Source organism: Sinomonas humi (genome assembly GCF_000802235.1).
In the GTDB taxonomy this organism is placed as follows: Bacteria; Actinomycetota; Actinomycetes; order Actinomycetales; family Micrococcaceae; genus Sinomonas; species Sinomonas humi.
Genome location: NZ_JTDL01000129.1, coordinates 1 through 17,272, shown reverse-complemented (window position 1 = coordinate 17,272; position 17,272 = coordinate 1). Strand labels below are relative to the sequence as shown.

At 66.1% G+C, this 17,272-nt stretch carries 17 protein-coding genes; 6 read left to right on the top strand and 11 right to left on the bottom strand.

Annotation, left to right across the window (positions count from 1 at the left end; genetic code table 11):
• Positions 1 to 104 precede the first annotated feature (104 nt).
• Positions 105 to 1,259: a mannose-1-phosphate guanylyltransferase gene (locus tag LK10_RS13015; RefSeq protein WP_043124388.1), complete on the bottom strand. Its 1,155-nt coding sequence runs from the start codon at positions 1,257 to 1,259 to the stop codon at positions 105 to 107.
• A gap of 258 nt (positions 1,260 to 1,517) precedes the next feature.
• On the opposite strand from LK10_RS13015, the gene sdhC reads away from it, so the two are divergent.
• The 4 genes from sdhC to LK10_RS12995 all read left to right on the top strand — a co-directional run bounded on the left by sdhC (position 1,518) and on the right by LK10_RS12995 (position 5,028).
• On the top strand, positions 1,518 to 1,895 hold the full coding sequence (sdhC, locus tag LK10_RS13010; protein ID WP_081998515.1) for a succinate dehydrogenase, cytochrome b556 subunit: 378 nt from the start codon (positions 1,518 to 1,520) through the stop codon (positions 1,893 to 1,895).
• A gap of 5 nt (positions 1,896 to 1,900) precedes the next feature.
• A complete protein-coding gene (locus tag LK10_RS13005; RefSeq protein WP_043124385.1) occupies positions 1,901 to 2,386 on the top strand; it encodes a succinate dehydrogenase hydrophobic membrane anchor subunit in 486 nt (161 codons plus the stop codon).
• 72 nt (positions 2,387 to 2,458) lie between these two features.
• Positions 2,459 to 4,246: a succinate dehydrogenase flavoprotein subunit gene (gene sdhA, locus LK10_RS13000; protein WP_043124383.1), complete on the top strand. Its 1,788-nt coding sequence runs from the start codon at positions 2,459 to 2,461 to the stop codon at positions 4,244 to 4,246.
• Positions 4,246 to 5,028, top strand: a complete 783-nt coding sequence (locus LK10_RS12995) for a succinate dehydrogenase iron-sulfur subunit (protein ID WP_043124381.1) — start codon at positions 4,246 to 4,248, stop codon at positions 5,026 to 5,028. The genes sdhA and LK10_RS12995 overlap by 1 nt, the downstream gene beginning before the upstream one ends.
• 131 nt (positions 5,029 to 5,159) lie before the next feature.
• Here LK10_RS12995 and LK10_RS21430 read toward each other — a convergent pair whose 3' ends face one another.
• The 10 genes from LK10_RS21430 to glyA form a co-directional block, all read right to left on the bottom strand.
• Positions 5,160 to 6,539 carry a YihY/virulence factor BrkB family protein gene (locus LK10_RS21430; RefSeq protein WP_231567759.1) on the bottom strand — a complete coding sequence of 460 codons (1,380 nt, stop codon included), beginning with the start codon at positions 6,537 to 6,539 and terminating at the stop codon, positions 5,160 to 5,162.
• Positions 6,457 to 7,032 (bottom strand): 2'-5' RNA ligase family protein, encoded by a 576-nt coding sequence (locus LK10_RS12985; protein ID WP_052207311.1) that lies wholly within the window; start codon positions 7,030 to 7,032, stop codon positions 6,457 to 6,459. Before LK10_RS12985 ends, LK10_RS21430 begins: the two co-directional genes overlap by 83 nt.
• Positions 7,033 to 7,036: 4 nt before the next feature.
• Entirely contained in the window at positions 7,037 to 8,095 is a 1,059-nt protein-coding gene (gene trpS / locus LK10_RS12980) for a tryptophan--tRNA ligase (RefSeq protein ID WP_043124380.1), read from the bottom strand.
• A gap of 20 nt (positions 8,096 to 8,115) precedes the next feature.
• Positions 8,116 to 8,961, bottom strand: coding sequence for an exodeoxyribonuclease III (locus LK10_RS12975; protein WP_231567758.1), 846 nt, complete (start codon positions 8,959 to 8,961; stop codon positions 8,116 to 8,118).
• 9 nt (positions 8,962 to 8,970) lie between these two features.
• Positions 8,971 to 9,483, bottom strand: a complete 513-nt coding sequence (locus tag LK10_RS12970; RefSeq protein ID WP_043124379.1) for a hypothetical protein — start codon at positions 9,481 to 9,483, stop codon at positions 8,971 to 8,973.
• A 444-nt stretch (positions 9,484 to 9,927) separates the two neighbouring features.
• Positions 9,928 to 10,758, bottom strand: coding sequence for an ABC transporter permease (locus LK10_RS12965; RefSeq protein ID WP_043124378.1), 831 nt, complete (start codon positions 10,756 to 10,758; stop codon positions 9,928 to 9,930).
• A complete protein-coding gene (locus LK10_RS12960) occupies positions 10,755 to 11,597 on the bottom strand; it encodes an ABC transporter permease (RefSeq protein WP_043124377.1) in 843 nt (280 codons plus the stop codon). The genes LK10_RS12965 and LK10_RS12960 overlap by 4 nt, the downstream gene beginning before the upstream one ends.
• A complete protein-coding gene (locus tag LK10_RS12955; protein WP_052207329.1) occupies positions 11,590 to 12,531 on the bottom strand; it encodes an ABC transporter ATP-binding protein in 942 nt (313 codons plus the stop codon). The genes LK10_RS12960 and LK10_RS12955 overlap by 8 nt, the downstream gene beginning before the upstream one ends.
• A gap of 210 nt (positions 12,532 to 12,741) precedes the next feature.
• Positions 12,742 to 13,665, bottom strand: a complete 924-nt coding sequence (locus tag LK10_RS12950) for a bifunctional methylenetetrahydrofolate dehydrogenase/methenyltetrahydrofolate cyclohydrolase (protein WP_043124375.1) — start codon at positions 13,663 to 13,665, stop codon at positions 12,742 to 12,744.
• Between the two features lie 8 nt (positions 13,666 to 13,673).
• A complete protein-coding gene (gene glyA, locus LK10_RS12945; RefSeq protein ID WP_043124374.1) occupies positions 13,674 to 14,966 on the bottom strand; it encodes a serine hydroxymethyltransferase in 1,293 nt (430 codons plus the stop codon).
• 308 nt (positions 14,967 to 15,274) lie between these two features.
• Here glyA and LK10_RS12940 point away from each other — a divergent pair, with 308 nt between their 5' ends.
• Complete coding sequence (locus LK10_RS12940; protein WP_043124373.1) at positions 15,275 to 16,381, top strand: NAD(P)-binding domain-containing protein; 1,107 nt, start codon at positions 15,275 to 15,277, stop codon at positions 16,379 to 16,381.
• Between the two features lie 10 nt (positions 16,382 to 16,391).
• On the top strand, positions 16,392 to 17,240 hold the full coding sequence (purU, locus tag LK10_RS12935; RefSeq protein ID WP_043124372.1) for a formyltetrahydrofolate deformylase: 849 nt from the start codon (positions 16,392 to 16,394) through the stop codon (positions 17,238 to 17,240).
• The last annotated feature ends 32 nt before the right edge of the window (positions 17,241 to 17,272 follow it).

Genomic DNA, 17,272 nt, shown 5'->3' with positions numbered 1-17,272 from the left:
CTAGCGCCACGCTCTCTTCGCCCACGTTTCAGCGGCCGGCGCTGTCTCAACGCCCATCTCGGCGACCTAATACGCCGTCCGTCAAGGGGCTCAGCGCAAGGGGCTCAGAGGACGTCGGTGTCGCCGCTCGCCTTGAGAGCCGCTACGGCGCCCTTCACCTTCTGCGCGTGTTCCTTGGTCGTCACGAGAAGCGCGTCGGGCGTATCGACGATCACGACGTCCTGGATTCCGATGAGCGCAATGACGCGCTTCGTGTCGGAAACAACGATCCCGCTCGCGCCTTCAGTGAATACGCGCGCCCCCTCGCCCAGGACCGTGACGGCGTCGACTTCCCGAGCACTGTTGAGCCGGCCGATGGCGGCGAAGTCCCCGACGTCGTCCCAGCGGAAGGCTCCAGGCACGACGGCGACGTCCCCCGCGGCGGCGGCAGGCTCGGCGACGGCGTAGTCGATGGCAATCTTCGGAAGCGTCGGCCACACGCGCGCAGTGACCTCGTCCCTGGCCGGGGTGTCCCACGCGTCCGCGATTTCCGTAAGCCCGGCGTAGAGCTCGGGCTGGTTCGCCTCTAGATGCTCGAGCATGAGGGAGACTGGGGCGACGAACATGCCCGCGTTCCAGAGGTACTCCCCGGACGCGAGGTACTTCTCGGCGACTTCGAGACTGGGCTTCTCGACGAACTCGGCGACGGCGCGTGCGCTCGGCGCGCCCGCGACGTCGAGCGCCTCTCCTCCCCGGATGTACCCGAAGCCGGTCGAAGGGTGAGTTGGCTCGATGCCGATTGTCACGATCTTGCCGCGCTCCCCGGAGGCTGCCGTGTGAATGGCCTCAAGGACCGCTGCGCGGAAGACGGTGTCAGGGCTGATCACGTGATCCGCCGCGAAGGAACCCATGATCGTGGCTGGGTCACGGCGGTACAGGATCGCGGCAGCCAGGCCAATGGCGGCGCCCGAGTCCTTGGGCTCGCTTTCGAGCACTAGGTCAGCGGTGTCGAGTTCGGGGATCTGGTGGCACACCGCGGCGCGGTGGGCCTGGCCGGTCACCACGAGGAGGCGCCCGTTGGCGAGGGGCCTGAGCCTGTCGTACGTCGCACGGATGAGCGTGCTCCCCGACCCGGTGAGGTCGTGGAGGAACTTCGGCGCGGCCGCGCGCGAGAGGGGCCACAGCCGCGTGCCGACTCCGCCCGCCGGGATCACGGCGACAAAGCGGTCCAAGACGGCGTCGCGGTCTGCCGCACTCGCGGCCGGGAATTCAGTGCTCATCGCCCCTACTCTAATGGAGGCCACGCCACGGAGCAGGGGCCAGCGCGCCCTTGCACAACCCTGTCCCGGACCCTTGTGATTATCCCCACTCTCCTAGGCTCGGAGGGGGGAGCAAATTGAATAAGCTGAGAGCGAAGCCTAGATTTAGGCTGGAGCTCGACAGAGTACGCGTCCGCCAGCCGAGACGGGCGCCTTCTGCATCGGTGCCCTCGCCTCTTGGGTGAGCGCCCGCATCGGTGCTCGCAGGGAGGTTTATCAGTGCCGACAAAACCAGCTGGCACCCTGTACCGCGGCCGTGAAGGCATGTGGTCCTGGGTCGGGCACCGGATTACCGGTGTCGTGATCTTCTTCTTCTTGTTGGTGCATGTGCTGGACACCTCATTGGTGCGTGTGTCCCCTGACGCCTACAACGCCGTCATCGGCGAATACAAGAACCCGGTCATGGGGCTTGGCGAGACCGCGCTTGTCGCCGCCATCCTGTTCCATGCGTTCAACGGCCTGCGCATCATCGCCGTCGACTTCTGGAAGAGCGGTCCGAAGTACCAGCGGCAGATGCTGTGGACCGTCATCGTCGTATGGGCCGTTGTGTTCGTGGCCTTTGCCATCCGCCAACTCTCGATCGTGTTCGGAGGCTGAACGGCATGAGCACAACTCCTGACATTCGGTTCCCCCGCAGCACGTCCGAGACCGGCCGCGTCTCCCCCAAGTACACGCGCCACGGCAGCGGCGCCAAGGGCGGCTTCGAGATGGCTGCATGGCTCTTCATGCGCCTCTCGGGCATCGTGCTCGTCGTCCTCATCTTCGGCCACCTCTTCGTCAACCTCATGCTCGGCAACGGGGTGCACGCGATCGACTTCGGGTTCGTGGCCGGCAAGTGGGCCAGCCCGTTCTGGCAGTGGTGGGATCTGGCCATGCTGTGGCTCGCCATGCTGCACGGCACGAACGGCGTCCGCACGATCATCAACGACTACGCCGATCGCGACACTGTCCGCTTCTGGCTTCTCATCGTGCTGTTCGCCGCAGCTGCGGCGATCGTGATCCTCGGGACGCTCGTGATCTTCACGTTCAACCCGTGCCCCACCGTCAACGGAGTCCCGCTCCCAGGCTCCTTCTGCCCCAAGCCGTAGCAGGCATTTCAGGCGACGCCCTCGGCACGCGAGCGGCGTCTCAGTCTTGCGCGAGAGAGAGAAGCATCCAGTATGCAGGTCCACAAGTACGACGTGGTGATCGTCGGCGCCGGCGGTGCCGGGATGCGCGCGGCCATTGAGTCCGGCCAGCGCGCACGCACCGCGGTGCTGACCAAGCTGTACCCCACCCGCTCCCACACCGGCGCGGCCCAGGGCGGCATGTGTGCCGCCCTTGCCAACGTCGAGGAGGACAACTGGGAGTGGCACACCTTCGACACAGTCAAGGGCGGCGACTACCTGGTCGACCAGGATGCCGCGGAGGTCATGGCCAAGGAGGCGATCGACGCCGTCCTCGACCTTGAGAAGATGGGCCTCCCGTTCAACCGCACGCCCGAGGGCCGCATCGACCAGCGCCGCTTTGGTGGTCACACACGTGACCATGGCAAGGCTCCTGTTCGCCGTGCCTGCTACGCAGCCGACCGCACTGGCCACATGATCCTGCAGACGCTGTACCAAAACTGCGTCAAGCACAACGTCGAGTTCTACAACGAGTACTACGTCCTCGATCTCCTCGTCGTCGAAGATGACGCGGTTCGCGAGGACGGAACGCCGTACAAGCAGAAGCGCGTCGCTGGCGTCGTGAGCTACGACCTCGCGTCTGGGGAAATCCACGTGTTCCAGGCGAAGGCAATCGTCTTCGCTACCGGTGGTGCGGGCAAGGTCTTCAAGACCACGTCCAATGCGCACACCCTCACGGGCGATGGCATGGGCATCGCCTTCCGCCGCGGCATCCCGCTCGAAGACATGGAGTTCTTCCAGTTCCACCCGACGGGCCTCGCGGGCCTCGGCATCCTCCTGTCCGAGGCGGCTCGTGGCGAGGGCGCGATCCTGCGCAACTCCGAGGGCGAGCGCTTCATGGAACGCTACGCTCCGACCATCAAGGACCTCGCCCCGCGCGACATCGTGGCCCGCTCGATGGCCAACGAGGTGCGCGAGGGGCGCGGCGCCGGTCCGAACAAGGACTATGTGCTCCTCGACCTGACACACCTCGAGCCCGCGCACATCGACGCGAAGCTCCCGGACATCACGGAGTTCGCCCGCACGTACCTCGGAGTCGAGCCCTACACGGAGCCGGTTCCGGTCTACCCGACGGCGCACTACGCGATGGGCGGCGTCCCCACCAACATCAAGGGCGAGGTCCTCCAGGACAACGACACGATCATCCCTGGCCTCTATGCAGCCGGCGAGGTCGCGTGCGTTTCCGTGCACGGCTCGAACCGTCTTGGGACGAACTCGCTCCTCGACATCAACGTCTTCGGCAAGCGCTCCGGTATCAACGCGGCCGAGTACGCGAAGACGGCCGACTTCGTCGATCTCCCGGACAACCCGACCGCCGAGACGATCGCCATGCTCGACGTCGTCCGCTCCGGAACGGGGACCGAGAAGGTAGCGGCTATCCGCTCGGACCTTCAGGAGACGATGGACGCGAACATGCAGGTGTTCCGCACCGCTGACTCGATCACCACAGCCCTCGGGGATATCGAGAAGCTTCGCGAGCGCTACCGGAACATCAGCATCCAGGACAAGGGCAAGCGGTTCAACCTGGATCTCCTCGAGGCAGTCGAGCTCGGCTTCCTCCTGGACCTCGCCGAGGCTATGACTGTTGCTGCCCTCCACCGCAAGGAGTCTCGCGGTGGCCACTACCGCGAGGACTTCCCCGACCGCGACGATGCCAACTGGATGAAGCACACGATGCTCTACAAGGACCCCACGGCCGAGACCGAGGGCATCAAGGGCATCCGCTTCGGCACGAAACCGGTCATCTTCACCCGTTACGAGCCGATGGAGCGTAAGTACTGATGACCGCGTCAACTGCAGAGCCTGCTTCGAAGGTCGAGCTTCCCGCCAGCGTTGGCGGCGGGGGCGAGATTCCCACGTTCGACGTCACGCTCCGCGTACGCCGCTACAACCCAGAGGTCTCAGACGAGTCGCACTGGGACGAGTTCAAGCTCACGATGTACGGCACGGACCGCGTGCTCGACGCCCTCCACAAGGTCAAGTGGGAGCTCGACGGTTCGCTCTCGTTCCGTCGCTCGTGCGCGCATGGTGTCTGTGGCTCGGATGCAATGCGCATCAACGGCCGCAACCGCCTCGCGTGCAAAACGCTCCTCAAGGACCTCGACACGTCCAAGCCGATCACGGTCGAGCCCATCAAGGGCCTTCCGGTCGAAAAGGACCTCATCGTCGACATGGAGCCCTTCTTCCAGTCGTACCGCGAGATCATGCCGTTCCTCGTGGCGAAGGGCCACGCCCCGACGAAGGAGCGTCTGCAGTCCCCCGAGGACCGCGAGCGGTTCGACGACACGACCAAGTGCATCCTCTGTGCCGCCTGCACGTCCTCGTGCCCCGTGTTCTGGACGGACGGGCAGTACTTCGGCCCGGCGGCGATCGTGAATGCGCATCGCTTCATCTTCGATTCCCGTGACGACGCCGGGGACATGCGCCTTGAGATCCTCAACGACAAGGAAGGCGTGTGGCGCTGCCGCACGATCTTCAACTGCTCGGAGGCCTGCCCCCGCGGCATCCAGGTGACCAAGGCCATCTCCGAGGTCAAGCAGGCGGTCCTCGCCCGCCAGTTCTGAGACACCCCCACCCGCCGAACGCGGGAGTCTGGGAATGAGGGAGGGGCGCCACTGCCGCATCGGCAGTCGCGCCCCTCCCTGTCTATGCCGTCTGGCTGTCTATGCCGTCCGGCGCACGAAGAAGGCCACCCTCATTCGCTCGCTCGGCGTCGCAGGCCCCGCAGCCAATTCCCGATGCCGTGCTTCTGTGGCGCCTCAGGTGCCAGTGATGCGGTATCCGGGGCCACCGCGCGAACGGGTTCCGGCGGCACAACGGCGGCAGGGACGCTGGGAAGCCCTGGCGAGCCGGCGCCGTCGTGCGTCAACGGGCCGTGAGAACCCACGTTGACGGGCTGGCGGCGTTCAGCGGCCCGAAGCTCAGCCTCGACGTGGGCAAGCTGACGCCCGGGGTGGAACGAGGGGCGCGAGGAACCGAGCATTCCGGGCCGATGCCCGGCCATCGCGCTTGTGTCTGCCTCCCTGATTGCGGCCCACGAGCCGGACACGAGATAGACCTGGCTCACGAGGTTGAACCAGATAAGCAGCCCAATGATGATCGCGAAGGACGCGAGCAAAGGGTTCGCCCCGGCTCTGGCCAGGAGTTGGCTGCTGAAGAGCTGCAGGACCGTTGTGCCGGCCCCCGCAATGATCGTCGCCTCCAGCCATGCGCGACGCGAGAGGCGGAGACCCGCGGCGAGGCGGAACATGATGACGGCAGTGACCCAGTTGAGCAGCAGGGGCACAATGATTCCGATGAGCCAGCTGATGGGGGCGACGAGGGCCCTGGCGACGTGCAGAAGGTCCGCGATGAAGCCGATGGCACCCGTGAACAGGATGCTCACGCCGGACGTGAGAACGAGTGCCACTCCGAGGAGCAGCAGCGTCCCGGCGTCGTGGAGGCGTTGGAGGATCGCGTTCAGCTGGAGCGGCTGTTCTGCGAGGACACCGCGGAGGCCGTCGCGGACGCTGCTGATCCATCCCAACGACGTAAATATGGTCACAATTGCGCCGATGATGGCGGTGATGCCGAGACCTGAGGGGTTGAGGAGGGCATTGGGATCGGCGACTCCCTCATGGCCATTCACCTTGAGCAGCCCCGGTGCCGATTGGGCGACGAGCTGAACCGTCTTGTTGACCAGTTCTGGCTGACCGGCCAGTACGAGGCCCGCGATGGAAAAGCCCGTGGTCAACAGACCCAGGATCGAGAAGAACATGTTGAAGCCGATTCCGGCGCTCATGAGCGGCCCATGGCGCAGCCCGTAGAGCTGCATCGTCCGCACGGGGCGCAAGGTGTTCACCTTGGCGACGAGCCACTGGATCAGCGAGAGGAGCCGCTTGAACCCGCCACTGCCGTCGAGCTTCGCCCGGCCCCACGCCTGCCTCGCATGCAGCGCGTTCAGGCGCAGCTTCTCAAGGTCCGTGGGCGGCGTCGGACCTGCCTTCTGCCGATCAGGACCCGCGCGGCGCCGGCGTCTCCCCCCTGAAGTCGAGCTCTTCCCGTAATTGCCAGAAGCCATCGGAGTCGTGCTCATACAGCCCCATGCTAGCGACTGTGAAGGATGTGCTGTAGTTCTTCAACGCTTCCTCGGCCTCGTCGAGCCGCTCTGCGTCGACGTCGTGGGCCACTGTCACGTGCGGGTGGTAGGGGAAAGGAAGATCTCGCTCGAGCGGCCCTCGCTGCAGCTCGCAGTGAAGGCGCACGCACTCTTCGAAGCCCTCCGTCACTTCGAGGTAGACCACGTCGGAGACGGGCCGGAACGATCCGGTGCCGCGAAGGGTCACCCGAAACGGCACCTGGCGCGCCGCGACTGCGCGCACATGCTTGACGGCCGCGTTCCAGTCCTCGGTTTCCGTCGTCGTCACAAGAGTGATGTGGGCGGGAATGACGTCGGCAACGGGGTCCCCGAAAGACGCGCGCCATTTCCGCAGCTCCGCAGCGATGTCGTCTGGGAAGCCGAGGATGACGCCGACCAGGGGAACTTCCCCGCCCAGCGCTTGGGTCTGCCCTGCGAGTCGGCCCGTCATCGCCTCAGACGGAGGCAGCAGCCGGAGCCATGGCGGGCAGGAAACCCACCTTCCGATAGACGTCGGCGAGCGTCTCCGACGCAATCTCGCGAGCTTTGGAGGCTCCGACGGCGAGGAGGCGGTCCAGCTCAGCCGGGTCGCGGAGCAACTCCTCGGTGCGCGCCTTGATCGGCGCCACCGCGTCGACCACGATCTGGGCGACGTCGGCCTTGAGGTGCCCGTACATCTTGCCCTCATAGGAAGCCACGAGCTCGTCGATGCTCTGGCCCGTGATCGTCGAGCTGATGGTCAGGAGGTTTGAGACGCCGGGCTTGGCCTCCCGGTCGAAGCGGACCACGGTCTCGGTGTCAGTGACCGCGGACTTGATGCGCTTGGCGGTGACCTTCGGATCGTCGAGGATGTTGATGAGGCCGTTGGGCGACTCCGCCGACTTCGACATCTTGGCCGTCGGGTTCTGCAGGTCGTAGATCTTGGCGGCGACCGGCGGGATGAGCGGCTCCGGGACCACGAACGTCTCACCGAAGCGGGTATTGAAACGGTGCGCAAGAGTGCGCGCAAGCTCGAGATGCTGGCGCTGGTCCTCCCCCACCGGGACGCCGTACGGCTTGTAGAGGAGGATGTCGGCAGCCATCAGCATCGGGTACGTGAACAGGCCCGCGCTCGCGGCATCTTGGCCCTGACGGGCGGTCTTGTCCTTGAACTGCGTCATGCGAGACGCCTCGCCGAAGCCGGTGAGGCACATGAGGACCCACGCGAGCTGGGCGTGTTCCGGGACGTGCGACTGGACGAAGAGGGTCGACTTCTCGAGGTCGATGCCGCCCGCGAGGTATTGCGCGGCCGTGAGGCGCGTGCGGTGCAGCAGTTCGGCGGGATCCTGGGGGACCGTGATGGCGTGGAGATCCGGAATGAAGTAGAAGCAGTCGTATTGGTCTTGGAGCCTGACCCAGTTGACGAGAGCGCCGAGGTAGTTGCCGAGGTGCAGCGAGTCTCCAGAGGGCTGCATGCCAGAGACGAGACGCTGGCGGCCGGGAGCGGTCAAGGCTGGCGTGGAGTCAGTCGTCATGGTGAGTTGGTCTTCCGGTTCTAGAGCTTGTAGTCGATGACGAGCGGAGCATGGTCCGAGAAGCGTGTGTCCCACGCGGTTGCGCGGTCGACGACGGCGTTCCTCGCCGAGCCCGCCAGGCCAGGAGTGGCCATTTGGTAGTCGATGCGCCAGCCGGCGTCGTTGTCGAAGGCGCGCCCCCGCTGGGACCACCACGTGTACGGGCCGTCGATCTGGCCCGACAGCTCCCGATGCACGTCCTTCCACCCGATCTCGTCCCCAAAGAAACGGTCGAAGTAGGCCCGCTCCTCGGGCAGGAAGCCCGCGCGCTTCTGGTTCGCCTTCCAGTTGCGGATGTCCAAGGGCGTGTGCCCGACGTTGAGGTCGCCGACGACAAGCGCATGGTCGCTGCGCTCTGCGAGTTCGGGGAGTCGCTTGAGCATGACGTCGAGGAAGCGGTACTTGTCGACCTGCTTCGGGGTGTCTGCCTCGCCCGAATGCACGTAGGCGCTCACGACCGTGAGCTGCTTGCCGCCGTCGAGCGCGAAATCCGCCTCGACCCAGCGCCCAGCCGTCGCGAAGTAGTCGTCGCCGATGCCGACTCGTGTCGCCGTCGGCTCCGCGCGCGAAGCGATGGCTACCCCGGCGCGGCCCTTTGCGTCCGCCTCGGCGTGCAGGACATGCCACCCATCCAAGTAGCCGTTGACGACGTCGTCTGGGGCCCGCACCTCCTGAAGGCACAGGATGTCGAGATCGCGCGGCTCGAGCCACTCCGGCATGCCCTTTCGCCAGGCTGCGCGGAGTCCGTTGACGTTGACCGTTGCAATGCGCAACGCCCCGTCCTTCGACGCGTAGACAGGCGTAGTGATGGCAGCTTCGAGGGTCACCTTGCCACTCTACCCTTCGTCGACGACCGTCCCAGTGACCGGCTCCCCGCCGTCGGGGCGCAGCATCTCACGGGCATTCGCGGCCGTGATCTGGATCGTCTCGAGGGCCCGGGCGACCTGCTCGGAATCCTTGCCGAGGTTCTCGCGGACCACCCGCTCCTGCACCTGGATGATTTTGAAGGAGTGGTCGAGCTTGAGGTCGCGCGCGTCGTCGACCGTCCGTGCCTCACCCGCCATCTGGGGGCCAGCCATCGACGGCGCCCGGCCCCCGAGGCGGAGGGCAGCCTCCTCGAACTTCGCCTGCGCGCGACGGCCCGCGTTGCGGACCGAAACGAAGACGAAGACGGCGAACACCAGCCAAGCGAGGGAGATGACCGCGACGATCCAGCCGATGACCTCGTTCCGGTTCGCAGCGAAGAGCACCGCGACAAGGAATGCGAGGACGAGCACCGAGAGGCCGAGCGTGCCGATACGGATGCCCTGACGCGCGGAGGCAGGGTGTTGGGAGCCGAGAGACTGCATAGGAACCATTCTCCCAGACCGGCAAGGCACTCGGACCCCGCCCTTCCATCCAACCGTCACCTCCCGACGGTGCGCCCACGTTCAACCGTCACCTCCCGACGGTGCTCACACCTCGCCCACCGTCGTTACGTGACCAACGGACGACGGCGCGCACCGGCCCTTCCATCCAACCGTCACCTCCCGACGGTGCTCACACCTCGCCCACCGTCTTCACGTGACCAACAAACGACGGCGCACACCCGCCCTTCCATCCAACCGTCACCTCCCGACGGTGCTCACACCTCGCCCACCGTCTTCACGTGACCAACGGATGACGGCGCACACCCGCCCTTCCATCCAACCGTCACCTCCCGACGGTGCTCACACCTCACCCACCGTCGTTACGTGACCAACGGACGACGGCGCACGGTCGGGAGGTGACGGTTGGACGGAGGTTGGGTGGGGCTAGCGGAGGAAGAGGGCACGGAGTCGCCGCGTCGTAAAGGCGAGGCCCACGAGGATCATGACCAGGTAATAGAGCAGATGGACCAGGGTCAGGACGCTGAACGCGCCCGTGCTGATCTCGCGCATGAGTTCGACCCCATGCCACAGCGGGAGCGCCTCGACGACCCACTGGACCGGCTCCGGGTACACGCTGAGCGGGTAGAACGTGGCGGAGAAAAGGAACATGGGGAGCATGACGAACGTGATGACGTCCATCTGCTGGAACGTCTTCATGTAGCTTGTGATCGCCATCCCGAAGCTCGCGAAGCCGAACGCGACCGTGACCGCAGCCGGGACTAGCAGTAGCGCCCACGGAGTCGCAATGAGCCCCATGACCGCCATCACGCCGGTGAACCCGAGGGCGTACAGGAAGCCGCGGAACAGTGCCATGAAGATTTCGCCGACGGCAATGTCGAACGGCCCGAGCGACGTGTAGAGCATGCTCTGATACAGCTTCCCGAAGTGCATCTTGAAGAAGATGTTCCACGTCGAGTCGTAGATTGCCCCATTCATCGCGGAAACTGCGAGCAGCGCAGGAGCGATGTACGCCGCGTAGCTGATCGGCGCACCGCTTGGCCCCTGCACCGATCCGACGAGCCGCCCGAGGCCGATGCCCATGGAGAGCAGGTAGAACACCGGCTCGAAGAAGCCGGAGACGAGCACCACCCAGTTCTGGCTCTTGATGACCCGGAATCCCCGCTCGATCACTGCACGGGCGTTTCGGGAGTAGAGTGCGCTCAAAGGGCGCCGATCAGGCGCAAGGATGTAGTCGTCGTCGTGCAGGATGCTCATGCGTTCATTCGTCTCGCATAGTTGCGGCGCGCCCAGATCATGCCTATGACGCCGAGGGCCGCGAGATAGACGACGTGGACGGCGACGAGCCACAGCGGCTCAGTGAGCCCTATCGTCGCGAGGCGACCGAGCTGATTCCCATGCCATAGCGGGGAAATCCACCCGATCCACTGCATGGCCCGGGGCATCGTCTCGAGCGGGTAGAACGTGCCTGAGAAGAGGAAGAGCGGCATCACGATGAAGCGCTGGATCATGGAGAACTGGAAATTCTCCTTCTCGATCCGGGCGGCATACGCCATGAGCGGCGTTCCGAACGCCATTCCTGCGAGGACACCGATCGGGATGATGAGCCACGAGGTAGGGCTGACCGCTGCGCCGAACGCGAGCATGATGAGGAAGAACACGCTGCACTGCACGAGCAGCCGGACCCCGACCGCCATGACGTGGCCCGCGGCGAGCTGCCCAGGCACGAGTGGTGTGACGTGCGGGCCGTAGTAGATGCGGCGCCACTTGAAGCCGTCCATGACGGGAAACATCATCTCGTTCGCGCACGTCATGACCGAGCTCGAGACGAGCAGGGCTGGCGCGGCGAACGCAAGGTAGCCGACGCCGGCGAAGTGCGCTGTTGGGCTCCGATCGACGATCGACGCGAGTCCGACCCCCATAGAGAAGAGATAGAGGAGCGGATTGCCGACGCTCGTGACGATGATCGTCACTGCATAGGCGCGCATGCTGCGCAGCATGTGCTCCATGAAGTAGAACGACCCCCAGCGACGCGCCTTGGCCGCAGAGACTTCCGGGGCCTGAACTTCGAGGCGCTGGGCTGAGTCCTCAGTCAATGAGGGACCGCCCCGTCAGCCGCAGGAAGACATCCTCGAGGGACGCGCGCCGCACGAGCGAAGTCATGGGACGCAACCCCCTCGCTCGGATGACTTCGAGCGACTCCTCACCATTCTCGCTGTATACAAGCACCCGGTCCGGAAGCACTTCGATCCGGTCCCCCGTCCCGTCCAGCTGATCGGCAGCGGCCGCGTTCCGGTCGGTGCCGAACCGGACCTCGAGCACCTCTCTGCTCGAATGCTTCCGGATGAGCTCCGCAGGGGAGCCCTCGGCCATGATCTGGCCTTTGTCCACCACGATGAGGCGATCGCACAGCTGCTCCGCCTCGTCCATGTAGTGGGTAGTCAGGACGAGGGTCACACCCCTCTCCTTGAGCCGGAAGAGACGATCCCACAGGACGTGACGCGCCTGCGGGTCAAGCCCCGTCGTCGGCTCGTCCAAGAGGAGGATCTTCGGATCGTTGATGAGCGAACGGGCGATGGTGAGACGTCGCTTCATCCCACCGGACAGCGAGTCGACCCGGGCCTTCGCCTTATCCTCGAGCTGGGCGAATTCGAGGAGTTCGTCAGCACGCTGGGCGAGGTAGCTGCGCGAGAGCCCAAAATAACGGCCGTAGATGATGAGGTTGTCCCGGACACGGAGCTCTTCGTCGAGATTGTCCTGCTGGGGCACGACGCCCAGGTGCGCGCGGACCTCGGGGCCCTGCAGTTCGGGGTCGAGGCCCATGATGTCCAGCTGCCCGCTCGTGCGCTGGCTGACGCCGCCGATCATCCTCATTGTCGTAGACTTCCCGGCCCCGTTGGGCCCGAGGAGGCCGAATGACTCCCCCGCCGGAACGTCGAAGCTGATCCCGTCCACCGCGTTGACATCCCCGTATGCCTTCACGAGATTCCGCGCCGTGATGACCGGTTGCGCGGCGCGAACACTCGTCACCACCGCCCCCCCGGCAACGCCTCGTGCTTCATGCGACACTCACCGCACACTACTCGACATGCAGGGTCACCGGAAGGGATTCCGGCCACTTTCTGCAACGCATCTTTCAGAAAGTTTGCGGGGCCTTTTCGCCGCGAGACAGAATTGCGCCGTCACCTCTGCAGGGTTCAGACCCCGCAGAGATGACGGCGCAAGGAATCGGGCGAGCGGTCAGGAGGCCTGCGCGGCCTGGCGCTCGGCAGCTTGGCGCTCGGCAGCCTCGACGACGTTGGTCATGAGCAGGGCGACCGTCATGGGTCCCACTCCCCCGGGGTTCGGGGAAAGGTAGCCGGCCACTTCGGCAACTCGCGGATCGACGTCGCCGAACACCTTCGGCTTGCCGCCCTCGGGATCGTCCTCACGGGTCACCCCGACATCGAGCACGGCCGCTCCGGGCTTGACGTCCTCGGGCTTGACGATGTGCTTGACTCCCGCTGCGGCAACTATGACGTCGGCACGGCGAAGGTGCTCCGAGAGGTCCTGCGTCCCGGTGTGCGTGAGCGTGACGGTCGCGTTGATCGCGCGCCGGGTCAGCAGCAGCGGGATGGAGCGGCCGATCGTGACGCCGCGGCCCACGACCACGACGTGCTTGCCCTTGAGGTCGTAGTCATTGCGGAGCAAGAGCTCGATCACACCTCGCGGGGTGCACGGCAACGGGGTCTCGATCGGGTGGTTCACGTTCAGCACGAGCCGACCGAGGTTGGTCGGGTGCAACCCGTCCGCGTCCTTCGCCGGATCGATGCGCTCGAGGATCGCGTCCGTGTTGAGGTGCTTGGGCAGCGGGAGCTGGACGATGTAGCCGTGGCACGTCGGATCCGCGTTGAGCTCATCGATCAGCGCCTCAACCTGCTCCTGGCTGGAATCCGCAGGCAGCGACTTCTGGATCGAGTTCATCCCGATGGCGACAGACTGCTTGTGCTTCATGCCCACGTAGAGCTGCGAGGCCGGGTCCGCACCCACGAGCACGGTCGCGATGCCAGGGGTGATGCCCTTGGCCTTGAGCGCGGCGACCCGTTCGGTCAGTTCAGCCTTGATGGCCGCCGAGGCGGCCTTTCCGTCGAGGACTACAGCGCCAGTCGAAGCAGCGGACGTCATCGAAGCACTCACCACTCCTCGTGCCCCGGGTACAGCGGGAAATCATTCGCGAGCTTGTCGACACGAGCCTGCAGGGATTCGAGGTCGGCTCCGCCCTTGAGCGCGGTCGCGATGATGTCCCCGACCTCCGTGAACTCGTTGGCCCCGAAGCCGCGAGTCGCAAGCGCCGGAGTTCCGATGCGCAGGCCGGAGGTCACCATCGGTGGCCGCGGGTCGAACGGGACGGCGTTGCGGTTGACCGTGATGCCGACGGCGTGGAGCAGATCCTCGGCCTGCTGGCCGTCGAGCTCCGAGTTCCGGAGGTCGACGAGGACGAGGTGCACATCGGTACCGCCCGTGAGCACGGAAACGCCTGCTTCCGCGACATCCTGCTGGTTGAGGCGGTCAGCGATGATGCGCGCCCCCTCGAGCACGCGCTCCTGGCGCTCCTTGAACTCCGCCGAGCCCGCGATCTTGAAGGCGACGGCCTTCGCAGCGATCACGTGCATGAGCGGGCCGCCCTGCTGGCCGGGGAAGACGTTCGAGTTGAGCTTCTTGCCGAACTCCTGCTTCGCAAGGATCACGCCCGAACGGGGACCCGCGAGGGTCTTGTGGACGGTCGAGGTGACGACGTGCGAGTGCGGGACCGGGCTCGGGTGCAGGCCGGCCGCGACCAGGCCGGCGAAGTGGGCCATGTCGGTCCACAGGTAAGCGCCGACCTCGTCCGCGATCGAGCGGAATGCGGCGAAGTCGAGGTGGCGCGGGTACGCGGACCAGCCTGCAATGATGACCTGCGGACGCTCGGCGAGCGCCTGCTCACGCAGCTTGTCCATGTCGATCCGGAACGTGTCCTCCTCGACCTGGTACGCGGCGACCTGGTAGAGCTTCCCGGAGAAGTTCAGCTTCATGCCGTGCGTGAGGTGTCCGCCGTGCGCGAGGGAGAGGCCCAGGATCTTGTCGCCTGGATTGATGAGCGCGGAGAGGGCGGCGGCGTTGGCCTGCGCACCCGAGTGCGGCTGGACGTTCGCGAACTCGGCGTCGAACAGGGCCTTGACCCGGTCGATCGCGAGGTTCTCGGCGATGTCGACGTACTCGCAGCCGCCGTAGTAGCGGCGCCCCGGGTAACCCTCGGCGTACTTGTTCGTGAGGACAGACCCCTGCGCCTCCATGACGGCGCGGGGAGCGAAGTTCTCGGACGCGATCATCTCGAGCGTGCCACGCTGGCGCCCGAGCTCCTGGTCGAGGACGGCGGCGATCTCAGGATCGACGTCGGCGAGGGGAAGGTTGCTGACGGAGGACACGGTGGGATTCGCGGTGGTCACGGGATCTCCTGGATTTGGGCTCGGCGTGCTACTGGTCAGGCTACCGGCCGTTTCGCCCATGCCGGAACTGGATGGCGGGGCGTGACGGCGCAGCGTGCTCGACCCCCGGCCCAGGCGTACGACCCGCGGTGTCCCGTTCGCGCCGCCCTCCCGGGCTCGAATCCTTCGATGACGACGCACGTCGCTCCCCGGTGGTGATCCACCCAACGCCAGTCGCGACCAGGCCAGTCTACCCTGCGGAGCGTCCGGGAACAGAGGGAGCTCGGATCCGGTTGCAGTAGTGGTTGACGTGTCAATTTAGGAGCCGAATGGAAGCACTGAGAAGCCTCGTGATCGGTGCAGGGCAGGCTGGCTTGAGCGCCGCATACTGGCTGCAGCGCCGCGGGCTAGGGCCGTGGGACGACTATGTCGTATTGGACGCGAACGACGGCGCGGGAGGCGCATGGCGTCACCGCTGGGCGTCCCTCACGTTCGACGCCGCGCACGGCCTCCACCCCCTCCCCGGCCTCCCGCTCGAGGCGCCCGACCCCAACGAGCCGAGCTCCGCCGTCGTAAGCCGCTACTACGGCGAGTACGAGCGGACTTTCGGCCTCCCGATCCTCCGGCCGGCAAGGGTCACCTCGGTGACGAGGGCCGCGGACGACGACGGACCTCTCCTCGTGCGCGCGGTCGACGGGCGCGAGTGGCTGGCTGAGACGGTGATCAACGCGACGGGAACCTGGGATCGCCCGCACTGGCCGCACTACCCTGGGCAGGAGCTGTTCCGCGGACGGCAGCTGCACACCCACGACTTCGTTTCAGCGGAAGAGTTTCGGGGGCAACGGGTGCTGGTCGTCGGCGGTGGGACGTCAGCTCTGCAATTCCTCCTCCAACTCGACGCCGCCGGCGCAACGACGTTCTGGTCGACCCGCCGCGCCCCAGAGTTCCGGAAGGCGCCATTCGATGCTGACTGGGGCGTCGACGTCGAACGCCGAGTGAGCGAGCGCACGCGCGCCGGCCTCCCCCCTCTCAGTGTCGTCGCGGCGACGGGCCTACCGCTCACCGAGCAGTACCGCGATGGCATCGAGAGCGGGGTGCTTGTCTCGCTCGGGCCTCTCGCGCGCCTGACGTCGGGCGGCGCCGTGCTCGCGGACGGGAGGGAGCTCGAGCTCGATGCGATCCTTTGGGCCACCGGATTCCGGGCCTCGCTGGGGCACCTCTCGCCGCTCAGACTCCGGGAGCGCGGCGGCGGAGTGCTAATGGCCCACGACGGCGTGAGCGTCGTGCGCGAGCCGCGCCTCTTCCTCGTGGGGTACGGGGCGTCGGCCTCGACGATCGGTGCGACGCGGGCGGGCCGCGCCGCTGCCCTCGCGGCCCGCCAGCGGCTCGAGGCAGACCACCGGCCCGAAAACGCCCAAGCGGCGCGGAGCGCCTAACCTATACAGCGTGGTACCCAACTCGTTCATCGTGACGCTCTCCTGCCCCGACCGCCCCGGGATCGTGCACGCCGTCTCCGGAGCCCTGCTCGAAGCGGGCTGCAACATCTCGGAATCACGGCAGTACGAAAGCCGTGAAACCGGCACGTTCTTCATGCGGGTGACCGTCGCAACGTCCGCGCCGCGCGAGGAGCTCGAGGCCTCGCTCGCGCCGGTGGCCGAGGCGTTCGACATGAAGCTCGGCATCTTCACCGACGGCGAGCGCGTACGCACCCTCATCATGTGCTCGAAGGACGGCCGGACGCTCAACGATCTCCTCTTCCAGCAGCGCTCCGGTGCGCTGCCCATCGAAGTGCCCGTCATCGTGTCCAACCACACCGAGCTTGCGCCGATGGCGGAGTTCTACGGGATTCCGTTCGTGCACCTGCCCGTGACGTCCGCAACGAAGGCCGAGGCAGAGGCCAAGCTGCTCGCGCTTGTCGAGGAGCACGGGATCGAGCTTGTGGTTCTGGCGCGGTACATGCAGATCCTCTCGGACGACCTCTGCCGCGCGCTCGAGGGCCGAGCCATCAACATCCACCACTCGTTCCTCCCCTCGTTCAAAGGCGCCAAGCCGTACCACCAGGCGCATGCGCGGGGGGTCAAGATCATCGGAGCGACAGCGCACTACGTCACCGCCGATCTCGACGAAGGTCCGATCATCGAGCAAGAGGTCATCCGGGTGGACCACTCGAAGACCCCCGAGCAGTTCGTGCAGCTCGGCCGGGACGTCGAGGGCCGGACCCTGTGCCGTGCCGTCCAGTGGCACGCTGAGCATCGCGTGCTGCTTGACGGGACGCGCACCGTCGTCTTCGACTGACGGCCCTCCCTCCCTCCCTCCCTCCCTCCCTC

Excerpts from the sequence above, each read along its gene's own strand:
- LK10_RS13015 (WP_043124388.1), bottom strand. The coding sequence starts at position 1,259 with ATGAGCACTGAATTCCCGGCCGCGAGTGCGGCAGACCGCGACGCCGTC.
- LK10_RS13005 (WP_043124385.1), top strand. The coding sequence starts at position 1,901 with ATGAGCACAACTCCTGACATTCGGTTCCCCCGCAGCACGTCCGAGACC.
- sdhA (WP_043124383.1), top strand. The coding sequence starts at position 2,459 with ATGCAGGTCCACAAGTACGACGTGGTGATCGTCGGCGCCGGCGGTGCC.
- LK10_RS12995 (WP_043124381.1), top strand. The coding sequence starts at position 4,246 with ATGACCGCGTCAACTGCAGAGCCTGCTTCGAAGGTCGAGCTTCCCGCC.
- LK10_RS21430 (WP_231567759.1), bottom strand. The coding sequence starts at position 6,539 with ATGAGCACGACTCCGATGGCTTCTGGCAATTACGGGAAGAGCTCGACT.
- LK10_RS12985 (WP_052207311.1), bottom strand. The coding sequence starts at position 7,032 with ATGACGGGCCGACTCGCAGGGCAGACCCAAGCGCTGGGCGGGGAAGTT.
- trpS (WP_043124380.1), bottom strand. The coding sequence starts at position 8,095 with ATGACGACTGACTCCACGCCAGCCTTGACCGCTCCCGGCCGCCAGCGT.
- LK10_RS12970 (WP_043124379.1), bottom strand. The coding sequence starts at position 9,483 with ATGCAGTCTCTCGGCTCCCAACACCCTGCCTCCGCGCGTCAGGGCATC.
- LK10_RS12965 (WP_043124378.1), bottom strand. The coding sequence starts at position 10,758 with ATGAGCATCCTGCACGACGACGACTACATCCTTGCGCCTGATCGGCGC.
- LK10_RS12950 (WP_043124375.1), bottom strand. The coding sequence starts at position 13,665 with ATGACGTCCGCTGCTTCGACTGGCGCTGTAGTCCTCGACGGAAAGGCC.
- LK10_RS12940 (WP_043124373.1), top strand. The coding sequence starts at position 15,275 with ATGGAAGCACTGAGAAGCCTCGTGATCGGTGCAGGGCAGGCTGGCTTG.